Origin of the sequence: Pseudomonas sp. SLBN-26 (genome assembly GCF_006715895.1) — a bacterium.
Classification (GTDB): Bacteria; Pseudomonadota; Gammaproteobacteria; order Pseudomonadales; family Pseudomonadaceae; genus Metapseudomonas; species Metapseudomonas otitidis.
Genome location: NZ_VFOB01000001.1, coordinates 450284 through 475167 on the forward strand (window position 1 = coordinate 450284; position 24884 = coordinate 475167).

Sequence of the window (24884 nt, forward strand, 5' to 3'; positions counted from 1 at the left end):
CCTTTTTCATGCCTGGCGGATGGCCCTCTAGCCCGTGGAGCGGGAATAAAAAAACCGGCCGAAGCCGGTATCAAGGTGGAGCAGCGTGCAGGTGGACGGTTCAGCCCGTGATGGGGCGATCCGGCCAGTTCGTGCGGGCGGCGGCGAGCGCTTCTGCCGCCCGCTGCATTTCGGCCCGTGCGGTACGGCTCACGCCCATCATGTTGGCGAAGCCGTGGATCAGTCCGGGCGCACGCCGCAGCCGGGTCGCCGGAGCAAAGGCACTGAGCCGGGCGGCATAGAACTCGCCTTCATCCCTCAGTACATCGAACTCGGCGGTGGCGACGTAGGCGGGCGGAAGCCCGGCCAGCGAGCTGGCGGTTGCAGGCGACAGGCCCAGGTCCTGGTAGTTTCCTTCCGGGGCGTAGAGGGCTTTCGCCCAGTCCATTTGCGCCTCACTCAATACGTAGCCGCTGCTGAAGGTCTGGTAGGCACGCGATTTGTTCAGCACATCCAGCACCGGATAGAACAGCAACTGGTAGTGCGGCATCGGCCAGTCCGAACTCAGCACCTTCCGGCAGAGCGCAGCGGCCAGGTTGCCCCCCGCACTGTCGCCCCCCACGGCCACGAAACAGGGCACCCCGCCAAAGCTGGCGAGGTGGTCCAGGGTGTAGCGGTAGGCTGCCTTGGCGTCATCCAGCGCGGCGGGATAGACATGCTCGGGCGCCAGCCGGTAGTCCACCGACACCACATGGATGTCGGCGTACCGGGCGAGGTAGCGGCAGATGGAGTCGCAACTGTCGAGCCCGCCGGAAACCCAGGCCCCGCCATGGAAGTAGAGGAGCACCCCCTTGGCGTCCGGGGAGCCGGCGTAGTGCCGCGCCGGAATGGGGCGCGGATCGGCGTCGATGCTCAGTGCGCGCACGCTGTGCAGCGGGATCTCCCGCCCACCGAAGGTCCAGGCGTCCAGATCGGTCTGGGCTCGTACCTGGTCCATGGGGCGGTTCTGCGGGTTGGTCGCATCGATGTCGCCCATCAACCGCAGGAACATCGACACCTCAGGGCACAGCGTATGGCCGGGCAGGTCCAGCCGGCCCGCGCCGATCTTCTTCTGCAGCGACCCAGGCAACGCGCCCAGTGCTTCCACGAGGTACTTCAAAGCGTGGTGGGACAGTTTCTTCTTCATCAAACAGCAGCCCCGGACGGTGTGAGGCCGGAAATCTACTGAGCACGCCGGATGGGGGCAATTCGGGTGGTGCGAGTGTTTTGTTCTGTTTATTGGAACGCTTGCTCCCGGCTCCAGGGCCGGGTAAGCCGCTGCGCTTTCCAGCAGCGGCTGCAGCGTGAGGCGGGCCCGCTACAACCCCAGCTCGCTCAACCCGGGGTGCTCGTCGGGCCGCCGGCCCTGGGGCCAATGGAACAGCCGCTGGTCCTCGCGGATCGGCAGGTCGTTGATGCTGGCGTGGCGGACCTGCATCAGGCCGTGTTCGTCGAACTCCCAGTTCTCGTTGCCGTAGGAGCGGTACCACTGCCCCTCGGCGTCGTGCCATTCGTAGGCGAAGCGCACGGCGATGCGGTGGCCTTCGAAGGCCCAGAGTTCCTTGATCAGGCGGTACTGCTGCTCGCGCTGCCACTTGCGGGTGAGGAACTCGCGGATCTGCTCGCGGCCACGGGGGAACTCGCTGCGGTTGCGCCAGCGGCTGTCGACGGTATAGGCCAGGGCAACCCGCTCCGGGTCGCGGCTGTTCCAGCCGTCTTCGGCCATGCGCACCTTCTGCACGGCGGTTTCATGGGTGAAGGGGGGAAGCGGGGGGCGGGTTTCGGCGGTCATGGTCGTGCCTCTTCAGGTGTGGGCGTGGTGTCAAAGGTAGCCGCTAAAGGTCGAGCACCGGCGGCGGGCACCGCGCAGCAGATCAGCGCCTCGCCCGCGTCTGGCAGGCTGGCCGGTGGCTGCGGGTAGGTCACCTGGCCGCTGAGGATGCGCGTGCGGCAGGTGCCACAGGAGCCGCTGCGGCAGCTGAAGTCCGGCTGCAGCCCGCGGCTCTCCGCCAGCTCCAGCAGGCTGCCGCCTTCGGGCTGCCAGCGGACCTCCTTGGCGGATTGCTGGAACAGCACCGGCACCGCCTCGGTGGCCGCCGGGGGCAGCGCGTCGGCTGGGCTGGCCGTGTCCGGCCGGCGTTGCAGGCTGGAGGGGCCGAAGGTCTCGGCGTGCAGGCGGCTGTCGCTGATGTTCAGTGCCCGCAGGTCGTCGTACAGCGCCTGGGTGAAGCCGGAGGGGCCGCAGAGGACGAAGTCGTAGTCGTCGAAGGGCAGCACGGCCTTGAGCAGGGCGGTGTCGATGCGCCCCGCCTGGTCGAAATCCACTCCCTCCTGCAGTTCGCCTTCCGGCTGGCTGAGTACCCGCAGCCACTGCAGCGTGTCACCGGCTTCCTGCTGCAGGGCGGCCAGTTCGCGGCCGAAGGCCAGCTCGCTCCCGTGGCGCGCGGACTGGAACAGCCAGACCACACGGCGACGGCGCAGGCGGCGGTTCTGGTAGTGCACCTCGCGCAGCATGCTCAGCAGCGGCGTGATGCCGACGCCGGCCGCCAGCAGCACCAGCGGGCGGCGCTCCTCCGGGTCGAGCACGAAGCGGCCGCGCGGGGCCTTGGCCTCCAGCAGGCTGCCGACGCCCAGGTGCGCGTGCAGGTGTTGGGAGACGAGGCCGTCGCGCTTCACGCTGATCCGCAGGAAGCCGTCCGACGGTGCACTGGACAGGCTGTAGGTGCGGATCAGGTGTTGCGCCTGGCCCGGCAAGGCGAGCCGCAGCGGCAGGTGCTGCCCGGCGGAGAAGGCCGGCCAGCCGCCCTGGTCGGCGGGCTCCAGGTAGAAGGAGCGGATGCTGGCGCTCTCGTCCTGCACCCGCGTCACCCGCAGCGGGCGCCAGTGGTCGCGCTGCGCGGCGGCCTGCAGGCGGGCCTCGGCCTCGTCCCAGCTGCCGGTCATCAGGCTGTTGGCGGAATAGCCCTGGAAGGCCCAGCGCAACGCCAGGGCGGCGGGGCGGCGGATGACCTGTTCCACCTCCATGTGCCAGAGCCGCTCCGCACCCTGGAAGGCGCGGATTTCCTCACCCTCCAGCGTCAGCTCGGTGCGCCCGCTGAGTTGCAGGATGTCGCCGCTGGCGAAGTCGATGAACAGCAGGCCCGCCTGCGGGTTGAGCAGCAGGTTGCCGAGGGTGTTGAAGTGCAGGTTGCCGGCGAAGTCCGGGATGCTCAGGCGGTTGCCCCGCACCCGGACGAAGCCGGTCTGGCCGCCCCGGTGGGAGACGTCCACGGTCCGGTGGCCATCGGCGAGGGTGACGTAGCTGGCGACGAAGAAAGTGTCGGCGCTGGCGATCACCTGGCGTGCCGCATCGTCCAGCTGGGCGAGGTGCTCGACCGGGGCTGCTGGCGGGGTCGTGGTTGCGACGGTCTCGTACTGGCGCAGCTGGATGTACTGCGGGCAGTTGCCGAAAGTCTGTTCCACGGCGATGCCCAGCCCATGCCCGTCACGGGCCACCACCTGGCCGTTGAGACGGTTGCGACGCCGGCTGTGCAGCTCGATGCCCAGCAGGCCGACCGCCGCGCCGTCGGTGAGGGCGGCTGCGGCCGGGTCGCCGGCCTGGGGCAGGGCGTCCAGCCGCAGCAGGCGTGGGTCCGGCGAGTGGGCGAAACCGACCGGGCCTTCGAGGACGCTGGCCCAGGGGCGCCCCTCGGCGTCCACCGTGCCCAGCAGCACGAAGGGCAACTGGCGGTAGAAGGCGCGGTGCTGCTCGGGCATGTGGTCGCGGATCACCCGCCGGCCCATGTCCGCCATGCGCTGGGCCACCCCGGCGCGTGCCTGCAGTTGCTGTTCCCCGGCGTGCCAGGGGGAGGGCTCGGTCGGCTGGTTCATGGTGGGGCTCCCGCTGGAGAGGCGTAAGGCCCGGCGCAGCCTTGGCTGCGCCGGGGGCGCGTCAGGCGCTTTGCAGGCCGGCGGCCGTGCGCGGCATCGGCACGAATCCGGGCAGCGCTTCGACGCGGGCCAGCCAGGCGCGGACCTGGGGGTAGGGCTCCAGGGACACGTTGCCCTCCGGCGCGTGGGCGATGTAGCTGTAGCCGGCCACATCGGCCAGGGTCGCCTGGTCGCCGGCGAGGAAGGGGCGCTGGGCCAGCTCCTGCTCGATGACCGCGAGCAGCGCGTGGGAGCGGGCGATGGTGGGCTCGGCCTCGTAGGGCGCGCCGAACACGGTGATCAACCGCGCGGTAGCCGGGCCTGAGGCGATCGGCCCGGCCGCCACCGAGAGCCAGCGCTGCACCCGGGCGGCGCCCAGCGGGTCGTTGGGCAGCCAGCGGCCGGCCGGGTCATGCTTCTTCGCCAGGTACACGAGGATGGCGTTGGAGTCGCTGAGCACCACGCCGTTGTCGTCGATCACCGGGATCTGCCCGAAGGGGTTCATGGCGAGGAATTCCGGGCTCTTGTGGGCGCCCTTGGCCAGGTCGACGAAGACCAGCTCCGCCGGGACGCCCAGTAGCGAGAGGAACAGCTCGATGCGGTGGGCGTGGCCCGACAGGGGGTGGTGAAAGAGCTTGATCGGCTTGGACATGATGATCTCCGTGGCACAGGTAAGGGGAACAGGGGCCGGTGGCGGGGGCCGGTCGGCCGTGCTGTGGAGTCATCTTCGGTGCGCAAGGGTTTGGGCGGAATCGCCAGGAATGGCAATCCTTTGTTTTGGAATCTGGAATAAACGCCGAGCCGCTAGTCGTCGCCCGTCCCGTTCAGGGCGCCGTGATTGCGCAAGCCGGCCACCGCCAGGTCGACGAAGCTGCGCACCCGCGCGGCGGCGCGGCGCCCCTCGCGGTACACCACATGCAACGGCACAGGGGGCGTGGCGAAGGGGGCGAGAACGGTGCGCAGCTGCCCGTTGGCCAACTGCTCATGGGCCTGGTAGCCCAGGCAGCGCGTCAGGCCGCCGCCCAGGCAGGCCGCTTGGATCGCACCCTGGGTCGTGGCGCAGGCCAGGCGCGGGCGCAGCGGGTACGAGCGCAGTTCCCCGTCGACGCGAAAGCGCCACTCGGGGAGCCGCGAGTCCGCCAGGGCGTGGATGATCCGGTGCCGGGCGAGGTCCGCCGGGGCCTGGGGGTCGCCGTGCCGCGCCAGGTATCCGAGGCTGGCGCAGACCACCCGGCGCACCTGGCCGACCGGCAGCGCCACCAGGGAGGAGTCCGGCAGGCTGCCGGCGACGATGGCCACGTCGAGGCCTTCCTCGTGCAGATTGGGCAGCCGTTCCAAGTAGCGGACGACCACATCCACCTCGGGGAAACGCTGCAGGTAGTCCAGCAGTATCGGGGTCAGCACCTGCTGCCCGAGCAGCAGCGGCATGCTCACCGTGAGCCGACCGCGCGGTTCGAGGTGCAGCCCGGCGGCCGAGGCTTCGGCTTCCCGCACCTGCTGCAGCAGTCGCTCGCAGTCGCCGGCGAAGCGCTGCCCGGCTTCGGTCAGCGTCACGCCCTGGGTGCTGCGCTGCAGCAGGGCCAGGCCCAGGCGCTGCTCCAGTGCCTCCACGGCGCGGGTCACGGTGGGCGCCGACAACCCCAGCTGGCGCGCGGCGGCGGCCAGACTCAGGGTCTGGCTGACGGCGAGGAAGGCCTGCATCTGCCCGTGGCGGTCCATGTTCAGGGCTGCCGGTTGCGGTTCAGCGCCGGGTCCCGGGCCAGGCGTTCTGTGCAGAAGTCGACGAAGGTGCGCACCTTGGCGGCGATTCGCCGTCCGCCCTGGTACACCACGTGGATCGGCAGCGGCGGTTGCTCGAAGGCCTCCAGGACGATCTCCAGCTCACCCCGGCGCACCTTGTCGGCCACCTGGTAGCTCAGCACCCGGGTCAGCCCCCAGCCCAGGCAAGCGGCGTGGATCGCGGCCTGGTTGGCGGTGACCACCAGGCGCGGCTGGGGGCGGATGTTCAGCGGCCGGTCCTCTTCGATGAACTGCCACTCGCCCAGCGCCTGGCTGCTGGCCGAGGCCACCACCTGGGCCTCCTGCAGCTGCGTGGGGTGGGTGGGGCGGCCGTGGGTGGCGAGGAAGCCCGGCGAGGCGCAGACCACCCGGCGCACTTCGCCGACGCGCACGGCGTTGAGGCCGCTGTCCGGCAGGTGGCCGATGCGCACGGCGACGTCGATGCCTTCGTCCACCATGGCGACCACCCGGTCCACCAGCAGCGCCTTGATCTGCACCGCCGGGTGCTGGTCCAGGTACTCCACCATCAGCGGGGTGACGAACAGCTCGCCGAACAGCACCGGCGCGGTGACGCTCAACTGGCCGCGCGCGGTGGCGTGGCTGCCGGCGGCGGATTCCTCCGCCTCCTCCAGCTCGGCGAGGATGCGCCGGCAGTCTTCCACGTAGCGCTGGCCGGCCTCGGTGATGTGCACGCTGCGGGTGGTGCGGGCCAGCAGCAGGGTGCCGATGCGCTCCTCCAGCGCCGCCACGGCACGGGTCACACTGGGTGGCGACATGTTAAGGCGGCGCGCGGCGGCGGCGAAGCCCTGTTCCTCGGCCACGGCGAGAAACACCTGCATCTCCTGGAAACGGTCCATCTCGGGCTCCTGTGGGGCGATGCGCAAGAGTGGGGCCTGTGTTGCGTCGCTGGCAACAGATCGTCCGTGACGGCCGCTGTTCTTGCCGAGTGTGTCGGTACGGGCACCGTGCCGGCGGTTTTGCTTGCCCAGGTCTCAGGGGCCGGGCGCCGGGTCTGCTACCCTGCGCGCCCCAATTCCGCCGACATGGAGGTTGCATGCGCATTGTCCTTTCTTACCGTGGCGTTGTTTCCGGGCTGATCCTCGCGCTGGCGGCGCTGCCCCTGCCTGGCCGGGCGGACGAGGTGTCGGCCCCGGCGGTGGAGATCCCGGTATGGAACCGCAGTTGGGTCGGCACCCTGGGCACCAGGACGGTGGAGGTGTCCCTGCAGCGGGTGGCCGATGGTCTGCGCGGCCGTTATTGCTACCGGCCTTGCAGCAACCAGACGCGCGACGTGCTCAGGCTCAGCGGGCGTATCGCCGGCGAGGGGGCCGAGCTGGGCGAGTCCGACAGCAGCCGTGCCAACGTGGCGACCGGGACCTGGCGCATCACCTCGCTGGAGAAGGACCTGACCGGCACCTGGATTTCGCCCAACGGCAAGCGCTCGCTGCCCCTGGCCCTGCGCCCGGCCACTGCCGAGGACGCGCTGGAGGCACGCTTCCCCTTCGAGCTGCGCCTGGTGGCGGACGCACTGCCCGAGGAGGAGGAGGGCGACGGTTGCCCCACGCCGCCGATGGTCTCGGCCATCCGCCTGTACAAGGACGGCCAGCTGGTGCAGACCCTGGCCACCGAGTCCCAGGGCACCTGCGGGATGTTCACGCCCTCGCTGATCGACGCCAACTTCGACGGCTGGCCGGACCTGACCATCGCCCAGTTCCTCCCGGCCGGCCCCAACATCCCCCACCAGACCTGGCTCTACGACCCGGCCACCGGCCGCTATGTCGACGCCCCGCCCATGCTGCAGGACATCAGCTCGGCGGAGTTCGATCCGGTCCACCGCATCGTCTACACCTACTGGCGCGCCAGTTGCTGCGAGCACGGCGTCTCCACCTACCGCTGGCAGGACGGCGACGTGCAGGAAGTGGACACCCGCAGCAGCTACCTGCTGCCGCTGATGGACGGCGACAAGCGGCGCCTGTGCTACGTCACGCCCAGCTACGGCGACGGCTTCATCGAATACAGCAGCCGGGTGGAGCAGGGCGACGACGGCGGCCTGCGCCTGCGCGGGCTCGACCCCGCGTCCTGCGACCTGGACGAAGGCAATTTCCTCGAACGCACCTACATCGAGGTCTGGAAACCCGCGCCGCCCGGCCAGCCGCCGACCCTACTGCGCACCGAGGAAACCACCTGGAAACCGGTGCAGACCGCCGCCGGCCAGCGTTACTGCCCCGAAGTGCCGTACTACGACAACGGCCGCATCCGCCGCGTGCTGAACGACAACCCGGAGCTGTGCAGCGAACAGAACCCGCTGCAGCCCTGACCTCGTGCCCGGCAGCCGCCCGGCGCATCCCTGGGCTGAAGCCCAGGCTACGGGTGTTTCCAGGCGGGTAGGGTGAGCCGCGCTTCACCCCTCCTTCACGAGTTCCCAGGCGTGGCCCTGCGTAGCCCGGACTTCAGTCCGGGAAGGGTGCCGAGCCCGTGCCTGAGGACAGCGCGGTGTATCCCTGGGCTGAAGCCCAGGCTACGGGTGTTTCCGGGCGGGTAGGGTGAGCGGCGCTTCATCCATCCACCGTCAAACACCGAGGTGTGGCTTTGCGTAGCCCGGACTTCAGTCCGGGATGGTGCGGAGTCTCCCCGGGCTGAAGCCCGGGCTACGTGTGTTTCCGGGCTACCAAGGAGACGGGTAGGGTGGATTGCGCTTTTTCCCCCCACCTTGGAAGGTCATGACACAAGCCACGGGATCTGGCCCACAGGAGACGATATGCATTGGATTCAGGTAATCATCGGCCCGCTTGAAACGTTGACGGCAGCACGCCGGGAGTTGCCTGCGGCGGTGGTTTGTCCGCTGCGGCAGGGGTTCGCGCTGATACCGATCACGGACGAGGTCGAGGCTGTGCTGCAGGTGCGTGGGGACCAGGCCCTGGCGGTTCGTCCCCATTCCGGCGAGATGGCTGTCGGCGTGGCCCGGCTTGCCGCCGAGCTCTCGGAGGCCGGGCCCATCGTCTACGCCGCCACCTACATCCACGGCGGCACCGGAGGGCAGGATGCCATTGCCTGGCTCGGCGGCCAGGTGGTGATCAACCTGGGGGACGACGAGGACGCCATGTCTCCCTGGCCGGACTCCCCCATCAGCCGGGTGTTGCGCCATATCGGTGTTGTCGCGGCCGAGGGCAAGGACGAATTCGACGCCCTTGGGTTGGGGAATCACCGAAGCAACGAGGCCTGGGCACAGGAGGCTGCCTTGGACGGTGCGCAGGGCGGGTAACACTTCACCGTGAAACACCCAGGCGTGGCTTTGCGTAGCCCGGACTTCAGTCCGGGAAGGGTGCCGAGCCCGTGCCTGAGTACAGTCCGGCGCATCCCTGGGCTGAAGCCCAGGCTACGGGTGTTTCCAGGCGGGTGGGGTGAGCGACGCTTCATCCCACCACCGCTAACTCCCAGGCGTGGCCCTGCGTAGCCCGGACTTCAGTCCGGGAAGGGTGCCGAGCCTGTGCCTGGGTACAGTCCGGCGCATCCCTGGGCTGAAGCCCAGGCTACGGGTGTTTCCAGGTGGGTAGGGGGGATGGCGCTTCATCCATCCACCGTGAAACACCTAGGTGTGGCCCGGGGAAGGCGGGGGCGGGCCCGGCCTTCCGAGGCTGGCGTGCCTGGCTTACTTGACGGGGTAGTCCCGGCCCCACAGGCGCACGGTCTTGGGTCCTTCCACCGGACCCTGGAAGACGAATTTCTGCCGAACACCGGTCTTGGGCGGGACGGTGACTTCCTCGGGGTTGTCCATCGGCGTCAGGTTGCTGGAGTAGTCGTCCTGGTCGATGGCCAGCAGGGCGCCGTTGTAGGTCAGGTTGATCAGTCGGATCGGCTTGTCGGTGAGGTTCTTGAAGCCGAACAGGACACTGAGGTTCTCATCCTGGGCTTCGGTCTTGAGCAGGTGGACCTCGATCTTGCCGTCCAGTTGGTCCAGCTGGGAGATCACCAGAGCGCCGTCCGCGCCCTGGGCGGACTGGCGGCCTTCGGTGATGCCTTCGGAGGCGCCGCCAAGGAGGTTCTTGCCGGCCGAGATGGCGGCAGAAACGGCGGCCTTGGCCGAGTCCTTGATGGGGCTGCCGGTGTCGGTCGGCTCTTCGGCGGTGGCGCTGCCTGCGCCCAGCAGCAGTGCCAGTGCCAGGCTGGCCCTGGAGGAAATGCCCATGGTGTCGCTCCTTTTTCAGCGTTGCCGGGCGACGGCTCGGCACCCGCGTTCGTGGGCGGTTTTTAGCACAGGCCCCGGGTCTGCGCAGCCCGGCGCCCGGCGCCATCCGCCGCTTTTACGAACTCCATCGCAGCCTGCCGGGGAAACCGCACCGGCCGGGGCGGGCGGCCCGGTCACTCCTCCCGGATGCGGTACCAGGTGACGTACAGCGCCGGCAGGAAGAACAGCGTGAGCAGTGTCGCGGCGATGATCCCGCCGATCATGGCGAAGGCCATCGGTCCCCAGAACACTTCGCGGGCGATGGGGATCATGCCCAGGCTGGCGGCGGCAGCGGTCAGCAGGATCGGCCGGGTGCGGTGGTGGGTCGCTTCGATCACGGCCTTCCAGGGGGAGCGGCCTTCGGCCTCGAAGGCCTCGATCTGGGTCACCAGGATCACCGAGTTGCGGATGATGATGCCGATCAGCGCGAGGATCCCGAGGATCGCCACGAAGCCCATGGGCGTGCCGGTGGGCAGCAGGGCAGCGACCACACCGATGAGGCCCAGCGGGGCGACGCTGGCCACCAGCAGGGTCTTCTGCACGCTCTGCAGCTGGATCATCAGGAAGGTGGCCATGAGGAACAGCATCAACGGCACCACCCGGCCGATAGGCCCCTGGGCCTTGCCGCTCTCCTCGACGGTGCCGCCGGCAGCCAGCCGGTAGTTGGCCGGCAGCTTGGCGGCGAAGCCGTCGATGTCCGGCCGGAGTACCTTCACCAGGTCGGTGGGCTGGATGTCGTCGGTGATGCTGGCCTTGAGGGTGATGGTGGGCTTGCGGTCGCGCCGCCACACCAGCGGCTGCTCAAGCTCGTAGCCGACGCGGGCGAAGGCCTTGAGCGGGATGGAGGTGCCGCTGGCGTTGACCATCTGCAGGTTCTCGATGGTTTCCGGCGAGCTGCGTTCCTCGCGCCCGGAGCGGCCTACCACGTCGATCAGGAAGATGTCGTCGCGCACCTGGGTCACGGTAGTGCCGGTGACCACGCTGTTGAGCATCTGCGCCACGTCCTCGGAGCCGAGGCCCAGCTGGCGCAGCTTGTCCTGGGCGATCTCGATGCGCAGCACCTTACCCGGCTCGTTCCAGTCGTAGATGATCTCGCCGATGTGCGGGTTGCCGTCCAGCAGGGCGGCGAGCTGCATGGCGTAGTCGCGCACCTTGTCCACGTCCGGGCCGCTGATGCGGTACTGGATCGGCCGCCCCACCGGTGGCCCCATCTCCAGCGGCTGCACGTAGCTGCTGATGCCGACGAAGTCGCGGCGCAGGTGCTCGCGCAGGCGGCTCGCCAGGCGCTCGCGGGCTTCCAGGTCGCGGGCGACGATCACCAGCTGGCCGTAGAAGGGGTTCTGCAGCTGCTGGTCCAGGGGCAGGTAGAAGCGCACCGCGCCCTGGCCGACGTAGGCGCTCCAGCGCGACACGTCTTCGTCGTCCTTGAGCAGCGCTTCGACCCGGTCCATCACCCGGCGCGTTTCGTCGATGCTGCTGTTCTGCGGCAGGTTCAGGTCCACCAGCAGCTCGGGCCGGTCGGAGGCGGGGAAGAACTGCTGCTGGACGAACTGCAGCAGGTACAGCGACACCCCCAGCAGCCCGAGGGTGACCACCAGGGTCAGCAGGTTGCGGCGCATGGCCCGCTGCAGCCAGCGGTCGAAGAAGCCGAACAGCCGGCTCTTCTTCTCCGCAGGCTGCTTGAGCGTCCTGGGCAGGATGTGCACGGCGATCACCGGGGCGAACAGCACGGCGACGATCCACGAGAGGATCAGCGCCACGGCGATCACCGCGAACAGGGTGAAGGTGTATTCCCCCGCCGAGCTGGCGTTGAGGCCGATGGGCACGAAGCCGGCGATGGTCACCAGGGTGCCGGTGAGCATGGGGAAGGCCGTGGAGCGGTAGGCGAAGGTGGCCGCTTCGTGCAGCGAGTCGCCCAGTTCCAGCCGGGTGACCATCATCTCCACGGTGATCATCGCGTCGTCCACCAGCAGGCCGAGGGCGATGATCAGCGCGCCGAGGGAGATCCGCTGCATGGTGATGTCGGTGTATTCCATGAACACGAAGACCATCGCCAGCACCAGCGGGATGGAGCAGGCCACCACCAGCCCGGCGCGCACCCCGAGGCTGACGAAGCTCACCGCGAGGACGATGACGATGGCCTCGAACAGGGCGCTGGTGAAGCCGCCCACGGCTTTCTCCACCACCTCGGCCTGGTTCGACACCGTGTGCACGCCGACGCCCACCGGCAGCTCGGCGGTGATCTGCTCCATGCGCTGGCGCAGCGCTTCGCCGAACTCCTGGATGTTGCCGCCCTTGCGCATGGCCACGGCCAGGCCGATGGCGGGCTGGCCGTTGTAGCGGAACAGCGTGCTGGGCGGGTCGGTGTAGGTGCGCTGGATGTCCGCCAGGTCGGAGAGGCGGTAGAAGCGGTCGTTCACCCGCAGGTTCACCGCGGCCAGGTCGGCCTCGGAGCGGAACTCGCTGTTGGTGCGCACCGAGATGCGTTCGGGTCCGGCCTCGATCACGCCGGAGGGCGTCACCGCGTTCTGCTGGCGCAGGCTGTCCAGCACCTGGCGCTGGTCGATGCCCAGGGCGGCGAGCTTGCGGGTGGAGAAGTTGAGGTAGATGACCTCGCTCTGCGCGCCGATCAGTTCCACCTTGCCCAGGTTCTCCACGCTGCGGATGTCCAGCCGGGCCTTCTCCACGTAGTCACGCAGCTGGCGGAAGCTCAGGCCGTCGGCGGTGAAGGCGTAGACGCTGCCGAACACGTCGCCGAATTCGTCGTTGAACGCGGGGCCCTGCAGGCCCTGGGGGAAGTCGCCGCGGATGTCGTTGATCTTCTTGCGCACCTGGTACCAGATGTCCGGGATCGCCTTGCCGCTGGTGGTGTCCTTCAGGTAGACGAACACCGTCGCTTCGCCCGGCCGCGTGTAGCTCTTCACGTAGTCCAGGCTGTCCAGCTCCTCCAGCTTCTTCTCGATGCGGTCGGTGACCTGCAGCAGCGTGTCGTCCACCGTGGCGCCCGGCCAGCGGGCCTGGATCACCATGGTCTTGATGGTGAAGGAGGGGTCTTCCTCGCGGCCCAGGTTGAAGTAGGAGAACACCCCCATCACCAGCGACACGACCATCAGGTACCAGACGAACGAGGGGTGCCGCAGCGCCCATTCGGAGAGGTTGAAGCCGGCCTTGCCGGTGTCGCCGCGCGGGCGGTCCCTGTGCTGCTCGCTCACGGTTGCGCTCCTTCGTCCATCTTCACCTCCTGGCCCTCTTTCAAGCTGTTCACGCCGGCGCTGACGACCCGTTCGCCGTCGGCCAGCCCGCTGCCGACCGTGACCTTGCCGTCCTGGTTGCGCAGCACCTCCACGGTGCGGCGGTGCACCTGGCGTGCCTGCGGGTCCAGCACCCAGACCTGGGCCGGCCCGGTGGCGCGGGTATCGCCGATCAGTGCCGTGGCCGGCAGGTGGGTGCGCGGGGCGACCGGGCTGCTGAGCAGCACGCTGACGGTGCTGCCCAGGTGGAAGCTGGATGGGGCCTCGTCCAGGGACAGGCGCAGGCGCCGGGTGCGGGTGGTGGCGTCGGCCTGGGGCGCCAGCTCCCGCACCGTGCCGGTGGTGCGCGCCTGCGGGTCGAGCTGGGCGCTCACCTCGAAGCGCGCGTCGGCGGGCAGGCGCTGGACCAGTTCATCCGGCAGGTCGACCACCGCTTCCTTCACGTCCGGGCGGACCAGGGTCACCACCTCCTGGCCGGCCTGCACCACCTGGCCGGCCTCGACGTGCCATTGGGTGATGACGCCGGCGATGTCGCTGCGCAGCTCGGTGTAGCCCAGTTGGTCCTGGGCCCGGCGCACCGCCGAGTTGGCCTGGTCGAGGGTGGCGCGGCTGGTCTTCAGGCGGGTGCGGGCGCGGTCCAGGTTGGCCTGGGCGCCTACGCCACGGGCGAGCAGTTCGGCCTGGCGGCGCTCGTCGGCCTGGGCGTCGATCCACTCGGCCTCGGCGCGGGAGGCGTCGCCCTGGGCGCTGAGCAGGGCATTCTGCTGGTCGGTGGGGTCGAGGGTGGCGAGCAGGGTGCCGGTTTCCACGCTGTCGCCGACGTTGAGGGTGCGTGCGGCGATGCGGCCGTTGGTGCGAAAGCCCAGGGTCGTCTCGTAGCGGGCCTGGATGCTGCCGGCGAAGCGGCCGACCTGGTGGACGTCGTCGCTGCGCACGGTGACGTAGAGCACCGGGCGCGGTGCCGGGGCCTCCTCCGCCTCCTGGGAGCAGCCGGCCAGTGCGGCCAGTGCAAGGGCTGGCAGCCAGGGCTTCATGGGCGGGCCTCCGTCCGGGTGCGGGGGTCGGCGCTGGCGCTGTGCTCCACCGGCTCGGCGGCCTGTTCGTCACGGGCCACTTCCACCTTCTGCCCGGGGTGCAGCATCTGGCCGCCCGCCACCACGACCCGCTGCCCGGCGGCCAGGCCTTCGCCGACGATCACCCGTTCGCGGGCGTAGCTGACCCGGCCCACCGGTTGCAGGTGGGCGCGGTCCTCGTCGTCCAGCACCCACACCGCCGGGTTCCGGCCCTGCTTGAACAGCGCCGACCAGGGCAGCACCACGCGGGGCTGCGCGGCCTGCGGCAGCTCGGCCCCTACCACGCTGCCCAGGCCCATGGCGGCGGGGACCCGGTCGAGGCCGACCTTCACCTTCAGCGTGCCGCTGCGGTCGTCGACGGTGGGGGTGACTTCGCGGATGCGGCCCTCGACCTGCACGGTCGGGTCGGAGAGCAGGTGGACGCTGACCGGCTGATCGCCCTGGTCGCCCTGGAACAGCGATTCGTAGACGTTGAACACGGCGTCCCGCTCGCCTTCGCCGGCCAGGGTGAAGATCGGCAGGGTGGCCTGCACCACCTGGCCGACCTCGCCGCTGCGCTGGGTGATGACCCCGTCGGTGGAGGCCTTGAGTTCGGTGTAGGAGAGCTGGTCCTCGGCGGAGGCCTGCTGGGCGAGGGCGGCGTCCAGGGCGCTTTGTGCGGCACGGAGTTCGGCCTGGGCGCGGTCGTACTCGCTGCGGCTGGTGTAGCCCTTGGGCAGCAGTTGGCCCTGGCGCCTGAAGTCGACTTCGGCCAGGCGCAGCCGCGCCTGCTCGGCCGCGACGGCGGCGCGGGCGTTGTCCACCTGGGTGCGCAGCTCCTGCGGGTCGAGGCGGGCCAGGACCTGGCCGGCCTGCACCCGGTCGCCCACGTCGACATGGCGCTCGATGATCTTGCCGCCGACGCGGAAGGCCTGTTGCGCCTCGACCCGCGCCTGGATATCGCCCACCACGCTGGGGCGCGGGGCGTAGTCGGTGCGGGTGGCCTCGCGCACCAGTACGCGGGGCAGGTGTTCCTGCGGTGTGTCCTGGCCGCAGCCGGCCAGTGCCAGCGTCGCCAGGCAGAACGCGAGTGTGGGCGTTCGGGTTGCCATCCGTTTCCCCATCCTTGTCAGACTGCCGCGCCCACGCGAGCGCAGCGGGATACGAACTGTGAGTGGGGCGAAGCGGGAACGTTCAAGTGGAATCTTCAGGCCGGCGGCCCGACCCGGTGCGGATCTGCGGCGAAAAGACCTGTACGGCGCCGGTTGAACGGGTCAGGGAAGGGCGACGACGGGGCGATGCAACGAAAAAGAGCGCCCTGGGGCGCTCTATTTCGACCGGGTGGGGTTCAGCGGTTGAAGCGGTCCACCAGGGAGTACTGGCCGTGGGCGGTGTGGGCCAGCTCTTCGCTCAGCAGGGCGGTGCGCTGGGCTTCGCCGGAGGTCTGGTCGGCGAGCTGGGCGATGCTGCCGATGCGCACGTTGATCTCTTCGGCCACAGCGCTCTGTTCCTCGGTGGCGGCGGCGATCTGGTCGGTCATGGCGGTGATGTTGGCCACGGCTTCGCTGATGCCCACCAGGGCCTGGTCGGCCTGCAGCACCTGCTCGACGCCTTCGTCGGCCTGGCGACGACCGTTCTCCATGGTGCGCACGGTTTCCTCGGCGGTCTTCTGCAACTGGGCGATGAGCTGGTGGATCTGCCCGGTGGACTCGGCGGTGCGTTGCGCCAGGGAGCGCACCTCGTCGGCCACCACGGCGAAGCCCCGGCCCATTTCGCCGGCACGGGCAGCCTCTATGGCGGCGTTGAGGGCGAGCAGGTTGGTCTGGTCGGCGATGCCCTTGATCACGTCCACCACGCCACCGATCTCGTTGCTGTCCTGGGCCAGGCGGGCGACGGTCTCGCTGGTCTCGATCACCGATTGCGACAGGCGCTCGATGGCGGCGCGGGTCTCGGCGGCGACATGCCGGCCCTGGGTGGTGAGGCGGTTGGCCTCCTGGGTGGCGTCGGCGGTGCGCTGGACGTTGGAGGCGACTTCCTGGGTGGTGGCGGCCATCTGGTTGACGGCGGTGGCCGCCTGGTCGGTTTCCTGGCGTTGGCGCTCCAGCCCGTCGGAGCTGTTGTGGGCCAGGGCATCGGCCTGGCGGGCCTGGTCGGTGAGGTGCTCGGCGGTGTCCTGCAGGCGGGTGAGGCAGGTCTTGAGGCGTGCCTCCTGGCTGAGCAGGGCCATCTCCAGGCGGGCCTGGTCGCCCCGGCTGTCGGTGTACATCCGCGCGATCAGCGGGTCGGAGGTGGTCTGCTCGGCCAGGTGCAGCAGGCGCTTGATGCCGCGCCCTTGCCAGGCGAGGCCGATCAGCCCGAGGGGCACGGAGAGCAGCGCGGCGAGCAGGAAGCCCCAGTGGGAGGTCAGCCAGGCACCGATGAAGAAGCCGATCTGGCTGATGAGGATGAACGGCAGCCAGTCCTGCAGCACCGGCAGCCAGCGGTCCTGGCTGGGGATGGCGGACTTGCCGGCGTTGATCCGTGCGTAGAGCGCTTCGGCCCGGCGCACCTGCTCGGCGGTGGGCTTGACCCGCACCGACTCGTAGCCGGTGACCTGGCTGCCCTCGAAGATGGGCGTGACGTAGGCGTTGACCCAGTAGTGGTCGCCGTTCTTGCAGCGGTTCTTGACGATGCCCATCCACGGCCGGCCCTTCTTCAGGGTGGCCCACATGTGGGCGAACACGGCGGGGGGTACGTCCGGGTGGCGGACGAGGTTGTGCGGAGCGTGGATCAGCTCCTCCCTGGAATAGCCGCTGATATCGACGAAGGCCTGGTTGCAGTAGGTGATGACACCCTTGCCGTCCGTGGTCGAAATGAGGCGCTGCTCGGCGGGGTAGGTCCTTTCGCGTTGGGTAACCGGTTGGTTGTTTCTCATGTTGTTCTTCCGCAAGGCTTGAGGCGGGTATCGGCTCTGGTGAACCAAAGTTGAGCCATTTTTTTGCCGTGCAGTGTAAACAGTTTGTGTCGTGTCGCCGTCGGGAAAGTTTCCTGCCAACCAGCGACCCAGAGCCCTCGCGGGGCTCCGGGGCGCTCACAGGTCAGGCTGCGAGCAGCTGGCGCAGCACGTAGTGGAGGATGCCGCCGGCCTTGAAGTACTCCACTTCATTGAGGGTGTCGATGCGGCAGAGCACCTCGACATTCTCGTGGGAGCCGTCCTCGCGGGTGATCTCCAGGGTCAGGTCCATGCGCGGGCGCAGCTCCACGCCGCTGAGCCCGAGGACGGCGATCCGCTCGCGCCCGGTCAGGCCCAGGCGCTTGCGGTCGATGCCGCCGGTGAACTGCAGCGGCAGCACGCCCATGCCCACCAGGTTGGAGCGGTGGATGCGCTCGAAGCTCTCGGCGATCACCGCCTTGACCCCCAGCAGGTTGGTGCCCTTGGCCGCCCAGTCGCGGGAGGAGCCGGTGCCGTATTCCTTGCCGGCGATGATCACCAGCGGCGTGCCTTCGGCCTGGTAGCGCATGGCGGCGTCGTAGATGGCCAGCTTCTCGCCGCTGGGCACGTGGAGGGTGTTGCCGCCTTCCTCGCCGCCCAGCATTTCGTTGCGGATGCGGATGTTGGCGAAGGTGCCGCGCATCATCACCTCGTGGTTGCCCCGGCGCGAGCCGTAGGAGTTGAAGTCGGCCGGCTCCACGCCGTGCTCGCGCAGGTAGCGCCCGGCCGGGCTGTCGGCCTTGATGTTACCGGCGGGGGAGATGTGGTCGGTGGTCACCGAGTCCCCCAGCAGGGCGAGGATGCGGGCGCGCTGCACGTCCGTCACCCGGGGCGGTTCGCCGCCGATGTCGGCGAAGAACGGCGGGTGCTGGATGTAGGTGGAGTCGGCCTGCCAGGCATAGGTGTCGGCGTCCGGCACCTGGATCGCCTGCCAGGTCTCGTCGCCGGTGAAGACCTCGGCGTACTCCTTGCGGAACATCGCGGTGTCCACCTTGGCGATGGCTTCGGCCACCTCCTGCTGGCTGGGCCAGATGTCCTTGAGGTACACCGGCTGGCCGTTGCGGTCCTCGCCCAGGGGTTCGCGGCTGAGGTCCAGGCGCACGCTGCCGGCCAGGGCATAGGCGACCACCAGGGGTGGGGAGGCCAGCCAGTTGGTCTTTACCAATGGGTGCACGCGGCCTTCGAAGTTGCGGTTGCCGGAGAGCACCGAGGCCACCATCAGGTCGCCCTGCTGGATGGCCTGCTCGATGGGTTCCAGCAACGGCCCGGAGTTGCCGATGCAGGTGGTGCAGCCGTAGCCCACCAGGTCGAAACCCAGGGTGTCGAGGTACTGGGTCAGCCCGGCGGCGGCGAAGTACTCGGTCACCACCTTGGAGCCGGGGGCCAGGGAACTCTTCACCCAGGGCTTGCGCGCCAGGCCCTTCTCCACGGCCTTCTTCGCCAGCAGCCCGGCCGCCATCATCACGCTGGGGTTGGAGGTGTTGGTGCAGGAGGTGATGGCGGCGATCACCACGGCGCCATCCTCCAGGCGGTGGCTCCGGCCCTCGTGCTGGTACTCGGCCGTGCCGCGCTGGGCCTGGCCTCCGGCGCCGGCGGGGGCGGGCTGCAGGGCGAGGAGGTCATCGAAGGTCTTGGCCACACGGGTCAGCGGGACGCGGTCCTGCGGGCGCTTGGGACCGGCCAGGCTGGCTTCCACGGTGCCCATGTCCAGGGCCAGGCTGTCGGTGAACAGCGGCTCGTCGCCGGCATTGCGCCACAGGCCCTGGGCCTTGCAGTAGGCCTCCACCAGCTTGACGGTGGCCTCGGGCCGTCCGGACAGGCGCAGGTAGCCGAGGGTCACCTCGTCCACCGGGAAGAAGCCGCAGGTGGCCCCGTATTCCGGCGCCATGTTGGCCAGGGTGGCGCGGTCGGCCAGGGGCAGTTCCGCCAGGCCGTCGCCGTAGAATTCGACGAATTTCCCCACCACCCCTTTCTTGCGCAGCATCTGGGTGACCGTCAGCACCAGGTCGGTGGCGGTGATGCCCTCGCGCAGCTTGCCGCTGAGCTTGAAGCCGACCACCTCGGGAATCAGCATCGACACCGGCTGGCCGAGCATGGCCGCCTCCGCCTCGATGCCGCCGACGCCCCAGCCGAGCACGCCGAGGCCGTTGATCATGGTGGTGTGGGAGTCGGTGCCCACCAGGGTGTCGGGGAAGGCGTAGGTCAGGCCGTCTTCCTCCCGCGTCCAGACGGTGCGGCCGAGGTATTCCAGGTTCACCTGGTGGCAGATGCCGGTGCCCGGCGGCACCACGCTGAAGTTGTCGAAGGCGCTCTGGCCCCAGCGCAGGAAGGCGTAGCGCTCGCCGTTGCGGGCCATCTCCAGCTCCACGTTGCGGGCGAAGGCCTCGGGGCTGGCGTAGCGGTCCACCATCACCGAGTGGTCGATCACCAGGTCCACCGGGGAGAGCGGATTGATCTTCTGCGGGTCGCCTCCGGCGCTGGCCACGGCATCGCGCATGGCGGCCAGGTCGACCACCGCCGGCACGCCGGTGAAGTCCTGCATCAGCACCCGCGCCGGGCGGTACTGGATCTCCCGGTCGGAGCGACGCTCCTTCTGCCAGGCGACCAGGGCATCGAGGTCGTCCCGGGTGACGGTCTTGCCGTCCTCCCAGCGCAGCAGGTTCTCCAGCAGCACTTTCAGGGACAGGGGCAGCTTGTCGATGCTGCCGAGGCTCTTGGCGGCCTCCGGCAGGCTGAAGTAGTGATAGGTCTTGCCGTCCACATCCAGGGTGCGGCGGCTGTTCAGGCTATCCAACGAGGGCATCTGCTTCTCCTTTGGCCCACACGGCGGGGGCCGGTACACGGACGGAGACCCTCAAAGCTAGTCGCGCTGCACGGGCCTCGCCATGTTCTGGACTGCGTTGGCCGGGCTGGGGTTCCGCCTGTCGAGCGTTCACACGCCGAGGGCGCCAGTCCGTCGGTAGGAATTTCCTTTGATCTAAGACTTTTGCGCAGACGGTTGTGTGAAATCGGCTACGTCGGCTCTATAGTGCGCGCCCGAGGAGACACCACCATGAACACCCTGTTACTGCACTGCCGGCCCGGCTTCGAGGGCGAGGTCTGCGCCGAGATCACCGACCTGGCTGCGCGCCTGGAGGTGCCCGGCTATGCCAAGGGCAAGGCCGGCAGCGCCCATGCCGAATTCATCTGCCAGGAGCCCGGCGGTGCCGAGCGCCTGATGCTGGGGCAGCGTTTCGCCCGGTTGATCTTTCCGCGCCAGTGGGCCCGGGGTGAGTTCCTCGCGTTGCCGGAGACCGACCGCATCAGCGTGCTGCTGGAACACCTGGGTGCGTACCCGGTGTGCGGCAGCCTCTGGCTGGAGGTGCTGGACACCAATGAAGGCAAGGAGCTGTCGAATTTCTGCAAGAAGTTCGAGGGCCCGCTGCGCAAGGCGCTGGAGAAGGCCGGGCGCCTGCGGGACGACCCGCGCCTGCCGCGCTTGCTGCTGACGTTCCGCAGTGGCCGCGAGGTCTTCGTCGGACTGGCCGAGCCGGACAACTCGGCCCTCTGGCCCATGGGCATCCCGCGCCTGAAGTTCCCCCGCGAGGCGCCCAGCCGCTCGACCCTGAAGCTGGAAGAGGCCTGGCACACCTTCATCCCCCGCGAGCAGTGGGAGACGCGCCTGTCCGGCGACATGACCGGGGTCGACCTGGGGGCTTCGCCCGGCGGCTGGACCTACCAGCTGGTGCGGCGCGGCATGCTGGTCACCGCCATCGACAACGGCCCGATGGCGCAGAGCCTGATGGACACCGGCCTGGTGCAGCACCTGCGGGCCGACGGTTTCACCTACAAGCCGAAGCAGCCGGTGGACTGGATGGTCTGCGACATCGTCGAGAAGCCGGCGCGCAACGCGGCGCTGCTGGAGACCTGGATCGGCGAGGGCCTGTGCCGCGAGGCGGTGGTCAACCTCAAGCTGCCGATGAAGCAGCGCTATGCGGAAGTGCAGCGCCTGCTGCAACGCCTGGAAGAGAGCTTCAAGGCGCGCCGCATCAAGGTGGCGATGGCCTGCAAGCAGCTCTACCACGACCGCGAGGAAGTCACCTGCCACCTGCGACGCCTCGGCTGAGGCTGCCGCTCAGTGGGGCAGGGGCTGCAGCTCCGGCAGCTCCACTTCACCAGCCAGGCTCACCTGGCCCGGCCACCAGGACCCGTTGAACAGGTATTGCCCGCTGAAGCCGCTGAAGCGCAGGCCGAGGCGGTCACCCGGTTGCAGACGGGTGCTCACCGAAGGCAGGCGCACGTCGGCCCGCGCGGCCAGCGGGGTGACCTGCTCGCTCAGCACCTCCATATCCCCGTTGGCCCGGCGCACGGCGAGGGCGGCGAAGATTTCGTGATCGTCTTCCCGGGGGCGCAGGTGCAGCAGGGTCGGCCCCACGAGGGCTGCTGTCTGTTCGATCCGCTTGAGTTCGACGAAGGCCGCCGGCTGCAGCCAGCCGCTGGTGGCGGGGCGCAGGCGGGTTTCTGGCAGCGGCAGCGGGCTGTCCTGGCGGGGTGCTTCGTGCAGGGCCAGGCCCTGGTCGGTGGACAGGCTCAGGCACAGGCGCGGAATGCTATCCGCCGCGCCTTTACGGCCGCGCAGGCGGTCTTCGTACCAGTTCACCACCGCGGTTTCGAGGTTGAGGGCCAGGCCGTCGCAGTGCAGCACCGGTTCGTTGTTGAAGGGCGGCAGGCCGCTCCAGCGCTGCAGCGGTGGCGGCAGGATGTGCCCGCCCTGGATGCCCAGCAGGCGCACGTCGGCGCTGCCCTGGCGCAGGCAGTCGCGGATCGCCAGGCCCTGGTCGAGGGGGAAGAGGGTGTCGCGCAGGCCCTGGATCAGCAGGGCGTCGGCTCGCGGGCGGCGGCCTTGCTCGCAGTAGACCGCCAGGCTGTGGGCGTGGAGTTCGTCGCGCACCGGCTCGGTCAGCTCGCCGCCGGCACTGCGCAGGTAGGGCGCCTGGATGAATTTGCCGAGGTCGTAGCCGGTGGCCAGGCCGAGACTGACCAGTACGCCGGTCCAGCCCACCTTGAGGCGGCCGCCGGGGGCGAGGGCGTCGGCCAGGTCGTACCAGGTGGCGATGGGCACCAGTACGTCGATGCGCGGGTCTTCGCTGGCGGCCAGCAGTTGCACGGCGCCGCCATAGCTTTCCCCGAGCATGCCCACGCGCGGGTCGCCGGGGCCGTCCTCGGTCAGGCGCGGCAGGTGGACGCTGGCCCAGTCCACCACGGCGAGGGCGTCCTGCACTTCATAACGTGGGTCCATCATCTCGATGTCGCCTTCGCTGCCGCCCCAGCCGCGCTGGTCGTAGCTGACCACCCAGTAGCCGGCGCGCCAGGCCCGCAGGGCGGTGCGCCCGGAGATCATGCGCTGGCCGTAGAAACCGTCCGGTCCGGTGACCCGCCAGCCTCCCCAGCCGTGGGTGTGCACCACCAGCGGGGCGGTTTCCCCGACGGCGAGGGCGGGCTGGAACACGGTGGCGGAGAGCCGTGTGCCGTCACGGGCGATGATCACCGCGTCGTACCAGGTGGCGGGCAGGGCCTTGCCGGCCTGGGCGCTGTAGTCGGGCAGGTGGTCACGGGCGGCGCAGCCGCCGAGCAGGAGGAGGGCAAGCAGCAGGCGGGTCGGGCGCATGGTGGTTGGGCATGTGGTGGGCGTGGCGCGGCAGGCTACCACCGTTGCGTTCCGTCCGGCGGCCCATCCAAGGTCGGGCTCTGGGAGTGGGCGGACGCGGCGCTTTGCGCGACAATAGCGCCCCTTCGACGGAGTGCCCCATGACCGATCAGCCCGATGCCATTCTCGACGCCACCGGCCTCAACTGCCCCGAGCCGGTGATGATGCTGCACAACAAGGTGCGCGACCTGCAGGCCGGCGGCCTGCTCAAGGTGATCGCCACCGATCCCTCGACCCGCCGCGACATTCCGAAGTTCTGCATGTTCCTCGGCCACGAGCTGGTGGACCAGGTGGAAGAGGCAGGCACTTATCTGTACTGGATTCGCAAGAAAGCCGATTAACAAACAGGGCCCGAAAGGGCCCTGTTGCGTTGTGGCGACGCTATCGCAGGATCAGGCCACAGCGGTCGGCCGCTGGCTCAGGTGGCGGATGTGCGCCCGGGCGCTGCCGGTGATGCGGTAGCTGAGCATCACCGCCGCCACCGTCAGGCCGACGATCAGCCCCTGCCACAGCCCGCGCGGGCCGCTGGCTTCGCCCAGCCAGTCGGTCAGCCCCAGCAGCCAGCCCACCGGCAGGCCGATGCCCCAGTAGGAGAACAGGGTGATGACCATGGTGGCGCGGGTGTCCTGGTAGCCCCGCAGCGCACCGGCGGCGGTCACCTGGATGGCGTCGGAGAACTGGAACAGCGCGGCGAACACCAGCAGCGAGGCGGCCATGGCGATCACCTCCGGGTCCGGCGTGTAGATGCCGGCGATGCCTTGGCGCAGCAGCATCATCAGGCTCGCCGAGAGGCAGGCGTAGGCCAGCGCGGTGGCCATCCCCACGCCGGCGGCGAAGCGCGCCTCGCGGGGCTCGCCACGGCCCAGGGCCTGGCCGACGCGCACGGTGACGGCCATCGCCAGGGAGTAGGGGATCATAAATACCAGGGAGCTGAAGTTCAGGGCGATCTGGTGGCCGGCCACCACGTTGGCGCCGAGGCCGCCGATCAGCAGGGCGATCACCGCGAAGATGCTCGACTCGGCGAACACCGCGATGCCGATGGGCAGGCCCACCGACAGCAGGCGGCGGATCACCGACCAGTCGGGCCGCTCGAAGCGGGCGAACAGGGCGCTGCCCTGGTAGACACGGGCGAAGCGCACCCAGCCGAGCATGCCCAGGAACATCATCCACATCACCGTGCCGCTGGCCCAGCCGCAGCCCACGCCGCCCATGGCCGGGAAGCCCAGGTGGCCGTAGATCAGCACGTAGTTCAGCGGGATGTTCAGCAGCAGCCCGCAGATGCCCAGCACCATGCTCGGGCGGGTCCTGCCCAGGCCGTCGCTGAAGCAGCGCAGCACCTGGTACAGCGCCACCGCCGGCAGCCCATAGGCGATGCCGTGCAGGTAGCCCATGCTCGGGGCGATCAGGTCTTCCTCCACGCCCATCAGGTGCAGCACCGGCTCGGCGCACAGCAGCAGGCCGGCGCCGCCCAGGCCCACGGCCACGGCCAGCCACAGGGCCTGGCGCACCAGCGGGCCGATCTCGCCCTGCTGGCCGGCGCCGAAGCGCTGCGCCACCTTGGCGGTGGTGGCCAGGAGGATGCCGGTCATCAGCAGGAACACAGGTATCCAGATGGAGTTGCCCAGGGCCACGGCGGCCAGGTCGCGGGGGCTCACGCGGCCAGCCATCACGGCGTCGACGAAGCCCATGGCCGAGTGGGAGAGCTGGGCGATCATGATCGGCAGGGCGAGGGTGAATAGGGCTCGGAGTTCGCGACGGGTACGGTCGAGGCGAGTTCGAATGGTCACGGGAGGTCTTTCCATGGCTGTGTAGCGTTCACCGGTACGGCGGTGGCGTCCGTCTTGCGTATGCCCGGCGGGCCCCCTAAAAACTGGCTGCGTGGCCATCGCTGCGTTAAAAACAGGCTCGTGCGCGAGTCCGATCAAAATGCTCATTTACACCGCGTAAACTGCGCTTTTTCGCCTGTTTTTGCCTTGCGTTGACTGCCTCGCTT

Annotated in this window: 18 protein-coding genes; 4 read left to right on the forward strand and 14 right to left on the reverse strand. The window is 69.4% G+C overall.

Features of this window, described 5'->3' with window-relative positions:
• Nucleotides 1-100: 100 nt before the first annotated feature.
• The 6 genes from FBY21_RS02170 to FBY21_RS02195 form a co-directional block, all read right to left on the reverse strand.
• Entirely contained in the window at nt 101-1165 is a 1065-nt protein-coding gene (locus FBY21_RS02170; RefSeq protein ID WP_142008314.1) for an alpha/beta hydrolase, read from the reverse strand.
• A gap of 171 nt (nt 1166-1336) precedes the next feature.
• Entirely contained in the window at nt 1337-1810 is a 474-nt protein-coding gene (locus tag FBY21_RS02175) for a DUF1348 family protein (RefSeq protein WP_142008316.1), read from the reverse strand.
• Complete coding sequence (locus FBY21_RS02180; protein WP_142008318.1) at nt 1807-3888, reverse strand: pyridoxamine 5'-phosphate oxidase family protein; 2082 nt, start codon at nt 3886-3888, stop codon at nt 1807-1809. Before FBY21_RS02180 ends, FBY21_RS02175 begins: the two co-directional genes overlap by 4 nt.
• A 61-nt stretch (nt 3889-3949) precedes the next feature.
• Complete coding sequence (locus tag FBY21_RS02185; RefSeq protein ID WP_074967816.1) at nt 3950-4579, reverse strand: glutathione S-transferase family protein; 630 nt, start codon at nt 4577-4579, stop codon at nt 3950-3952.
• 152 nt (nt 4580-4731) lie between these two features.
• A complete protein-coding gene (locus FBY21_RS02190) occupies nt 4732-5646 on the reverse strand; it encodes a LysR family transcriptional regulator (RefSeq protein WP_142008321.1) in 915 nt (304 codons plus the stop codon).
• A 2-nt stretch (nt 5647-5648) separates the two neighbouring features.
• Nucleotides 5649-6563 (reverse strand): LysR family transcriptional regulator, encoded by a 915-nt coding sequence (locus FBY21_RS02195; protein ID WP_142008323.1) that lies wholly within the window; start codon nt 6561-6563, stop codon nt 5649-5651.
• Nucleotides 6564-6760: 197 nt separating this feature from the next.
• Here FBY21_RS02195 and FBY21_RS02200 point away from each other — a divergent pair, with 197 nt between their 5' ends.
• The gene (locus FBY21_RS02200) at nt 6761-8023 is read left to right on the forward strand and encodes an XAC2610-related protein (RefSeq protein WP_142008325.1); all 1263 of its coding nucleotides are present in this window, start codon (nt 6761-6763) and stop codon (nt 8021-8023) included.
• 441 nt (nt 8024-8464) lie between these two features.
• Nucleotides 8465-8968 carry a hypothetical protein gene (locus FBY21_RS02205; RefSeq protein WP_142008327.1) on the forward strand — a complete coding sequence of 168 codons (504 nt, stop codon included), beginning with the start codon at nt 8465-8467 and terminating at the stop codon, nt 8966-8968.
• A 387-nt stretch (nt 8969-9355) separates the two neighbouring features.
• Here FBY21_RS02205 and FBY21_RS02210 read toward each other — a convergent pair whose 3' ends face one another.
• The 6 genes from FBY21_RS02210 to acnA form a co-directional block, all read right to left on the reverse strand.
• Nucleotides 9356-9892 carry a hypothetical protein gene (locus FBY21_RS02210; RefSeq protein ID WP_142008330.1) on the reverse strand — a complete coding sequence of 179 codons (537 nt, stop codon included), beginning with the start codon at nt 9890-9892 and terminating at the stop codon, nt 9356-9358.
• A 173-nt stretch (nt 9893-10065) separates the two neighbouring features.
• On the reverse strand, nt 10066-13143 hold the full coding sequence (locus FBY21_RS02215; RefSeq protein WP_142008332.1) for an efflux RND transporter permease subunit: 3078 nt from the start codon (nt 13141-13143) through the stop codon (nt 10066-10068).
• A complete protein-coding gene (locus tag FBY21_RS02220; protein WP_142008335.1) occupies nt 13140-14216 on the reverse strand; it encodes an efflux RND transporter periplasmic adaptor subunit in 1077 nt (358 codons plus the stop codon). Before FBY21_RS02220 ends, FBY21_RS02215 begins: the two co-directional genes overlap by 4 nt.
• Nucleotides 14213-15346, reverse strand: a complete 1134-nt coding sequence (locus tag FBY21_RS02225; RefSeq protein WP_253543618.1) for an efflux RND transporter periplasmic adaptor subunit — start codon at nt 15344-15346, stop codon at nt 14213-14215. The genes FBY21_RS02220 and FBY21_RS02225 overlap by 4 nt, the downstream gene beginning before the upstream one ends.
• A 236-nt stretch (nt 15347-15582) precedes the next feature.
• Nucleotides 15583-17148: a methyl-accepting chemotaxis protein gene (locus FBY21_RS02230; protein WP_074967834.1), complete on the reverse strand. Its 1566-nt coding sequence runs from the start codon at nt 17146-17148 to the stop codon at nt 15583-15585.
• Nucleotides 17149-17311: 163 nt separating this feature from the next.
• The gene (gene acnA / locus FBY21_RS02235) at nt 17312-20008 is read right to left on the reverse strand and encodes an aconitate hydratase AcnA (RefSeq protein WP_142008340.1); all 2697 of its coding nucleotides are present in this window, start codon (nt 20006-20008) and stop codon (nt 17312-17314) included.
• Nucleotides 20009-20257: 249 nt separating this feature from the next.
• On the opposite strand from acnA, the gene rlmM reads away from it, so the two are divergent.
• Nucleotides 20258-21310, forward strand: coding sequence for a 23S rRNA (cytidine(2498)-2'-O)-methyltransferase RlmM (rlmM, locus tag FBY21_RS02240; RefSeq protein WP_044403708.1), 1053 nt, complete (start codon nt 20258-20260; stop codon nt 21308-21310).
• Between the two features lie 9 nt (nt 21311-21319).
• Here rlmM and FBY21_RS02245 read toward each other — a convergent pair whose 3' ends face one another.
• Nucleotides 21320-22852 carry a CocE/NonD family hydrolase gene (locus FBY21_RS02245; protein ID WP_142008342.1) on the reverse strand — a complete coding sequence of 511 codons (1533 nt, stop codon included), beginning with the start codon at nt 22850-22852 and terminating at the stop codon, nt 21320-21322.
• A 140-nt stretch (nt 22853-22992) separates the two neighbouring features.
• On the opposite strand from FBY21_RS02245, the gene tusA reads away from it, so the two are divergent.
• Nucleotides 22993-23232, forward strand: a complete 240-nt coding sequence (tusA, locus tag FBY21_RS02250; protein WP_142008344.1) for a sulfurtransferase TusA — start codon at nt 22993-22995, stop codon at nt 23230-23232.
• Between the two features lie 51 nt (nt 23233-23283).
• Here the strand turns inward: tusA and FBY21_RS02255 are convergent, their stop codons facing one another.
• Nucleotides 23284-24678 (reverse strand): MATE family efflux transporter, encoded by a 1395-nt coding sequence (locus FBY21_RS02255; RefSeq protein WP_232060726.1) that lies wholly within the window; start codon nt 24676-24678, stop codon nt 23284-23286.
• Between the last annotated feature and the right edge of the window lie 206 nt (nt 24679-24884).

Bases quoted from the DNA above. Each gene is read 5' to 3' on its own strand.
- FBY21_RS02170 (WP_142008314.1), bottom strand. From the start codon at position 1,165: ATGAAGAAGAAACTGTCCCACCACGCTTTGAAGTACCTCGTGGAAGCA.
- FBY21_RS02175 (WP_142008316.1), bottom strand. From the start codon at position 1,810: ATGACCGCCGAAACCCGCCCCCCGCTTCCCCCCTTCACCCATGAAACC.
- FBY21_RS02180 (WP_142008318.1), bottom strand. From the start codon at position 3,888: ATGAACCAGCCGACCGAGCCCTCCCCCTGGCACGCCGGGGAACAGCAA.
- FBY21_RS02185 (WP_074967816.1), bottom strand. From the start codon at position 4,579: ATGTCCAAGCCGATCAAGCTCTTTCACCACCCCCTGTCGGGCCACGCC.
- FBY21_RS02190 (WP_142008321.1), bottom strand. From the start codon at position 5,646: ATGGACCGCCACGGGCAGATGCAGGCCTTCCTCGCCGTCAGCCAGACC.
- FBY21_RS02195 (WP_142008323.1), bottom strand. From the start codon at position 6,563: ATGGACCGTTTCCAGGAGATGCAGGTGTTTCTCGCCGTGGCCGAGGAA.
- FBY21_RS02200 (WP_142008325.1), top strand. From the start codon at position 6,761: ATGCGCATTGTCCTTTCTTACCGTGGCGTTGTTTCCGGGCTGATCCTC.
- FBY21_RS02205 (WP_142008327.1), top strand. From the start codon at position 8,465: ATGCATTGGATTCAGGTAATCATCGGCCCGCTTGAAACGTTGACGGCA.
- FBY21_RS02210 (WP_142008330.1), bottom strand. From the start codon at position 9,892: ATGGGCATTTCCTCCAGGGCCAGCCTGGCACTGGCACTGCTGCTGGGC.
- FBY21_RS02220 (WP_142008335.1), bottom strand. From the start codon at position 14,216: ATGAAGCCCTGGCTGCCAGCCCTTGCACTGGCCGCACTGGCCGGCTGC.
- FBY21_RS02225 (WP_253543618.1), bottom strand. From the start codon at position 15,346: ATGGCAACCCGAACGCCCACACTCGCGTTCTGCCTGGCGACGCTGGCA.
- FBY21_RS02230 (WP_074967834.1), bottom strand. From the start codon at position 17,148: ATGAGAAACAACCAACCGGTTACCCAACGCGAAAGGACCTACCCCGCC.
- acnA (WP_142008340.1), bottom strand. From the start codon at position 20,008: ATGCCCTCGTTGGATAGCCTGAACAGCCGCCGCACCCTGGATGTGGAC.
- rlmM (WP_044403708.1), top strand. From the start codon at position 20,258: ATGAACACCCTGTTACTGCACTGCCGGCCCGGCTTCGAGGGCGAGGTC.
- FBY21_RS02245 (WP_142008342.1), bottom strand. From the start codon at position 22,852: ATGCGCCCGACCCGCCTGCTGCTTGCCCTCCTCCTGCTCGGCGGCTGC.
- tusA (WP_142008344.1), top strand. From the start codon at position 22,993: ATGACCGATCAGCCCGATGCCATTCTCGACGCCACCGGCCTCAACTGC.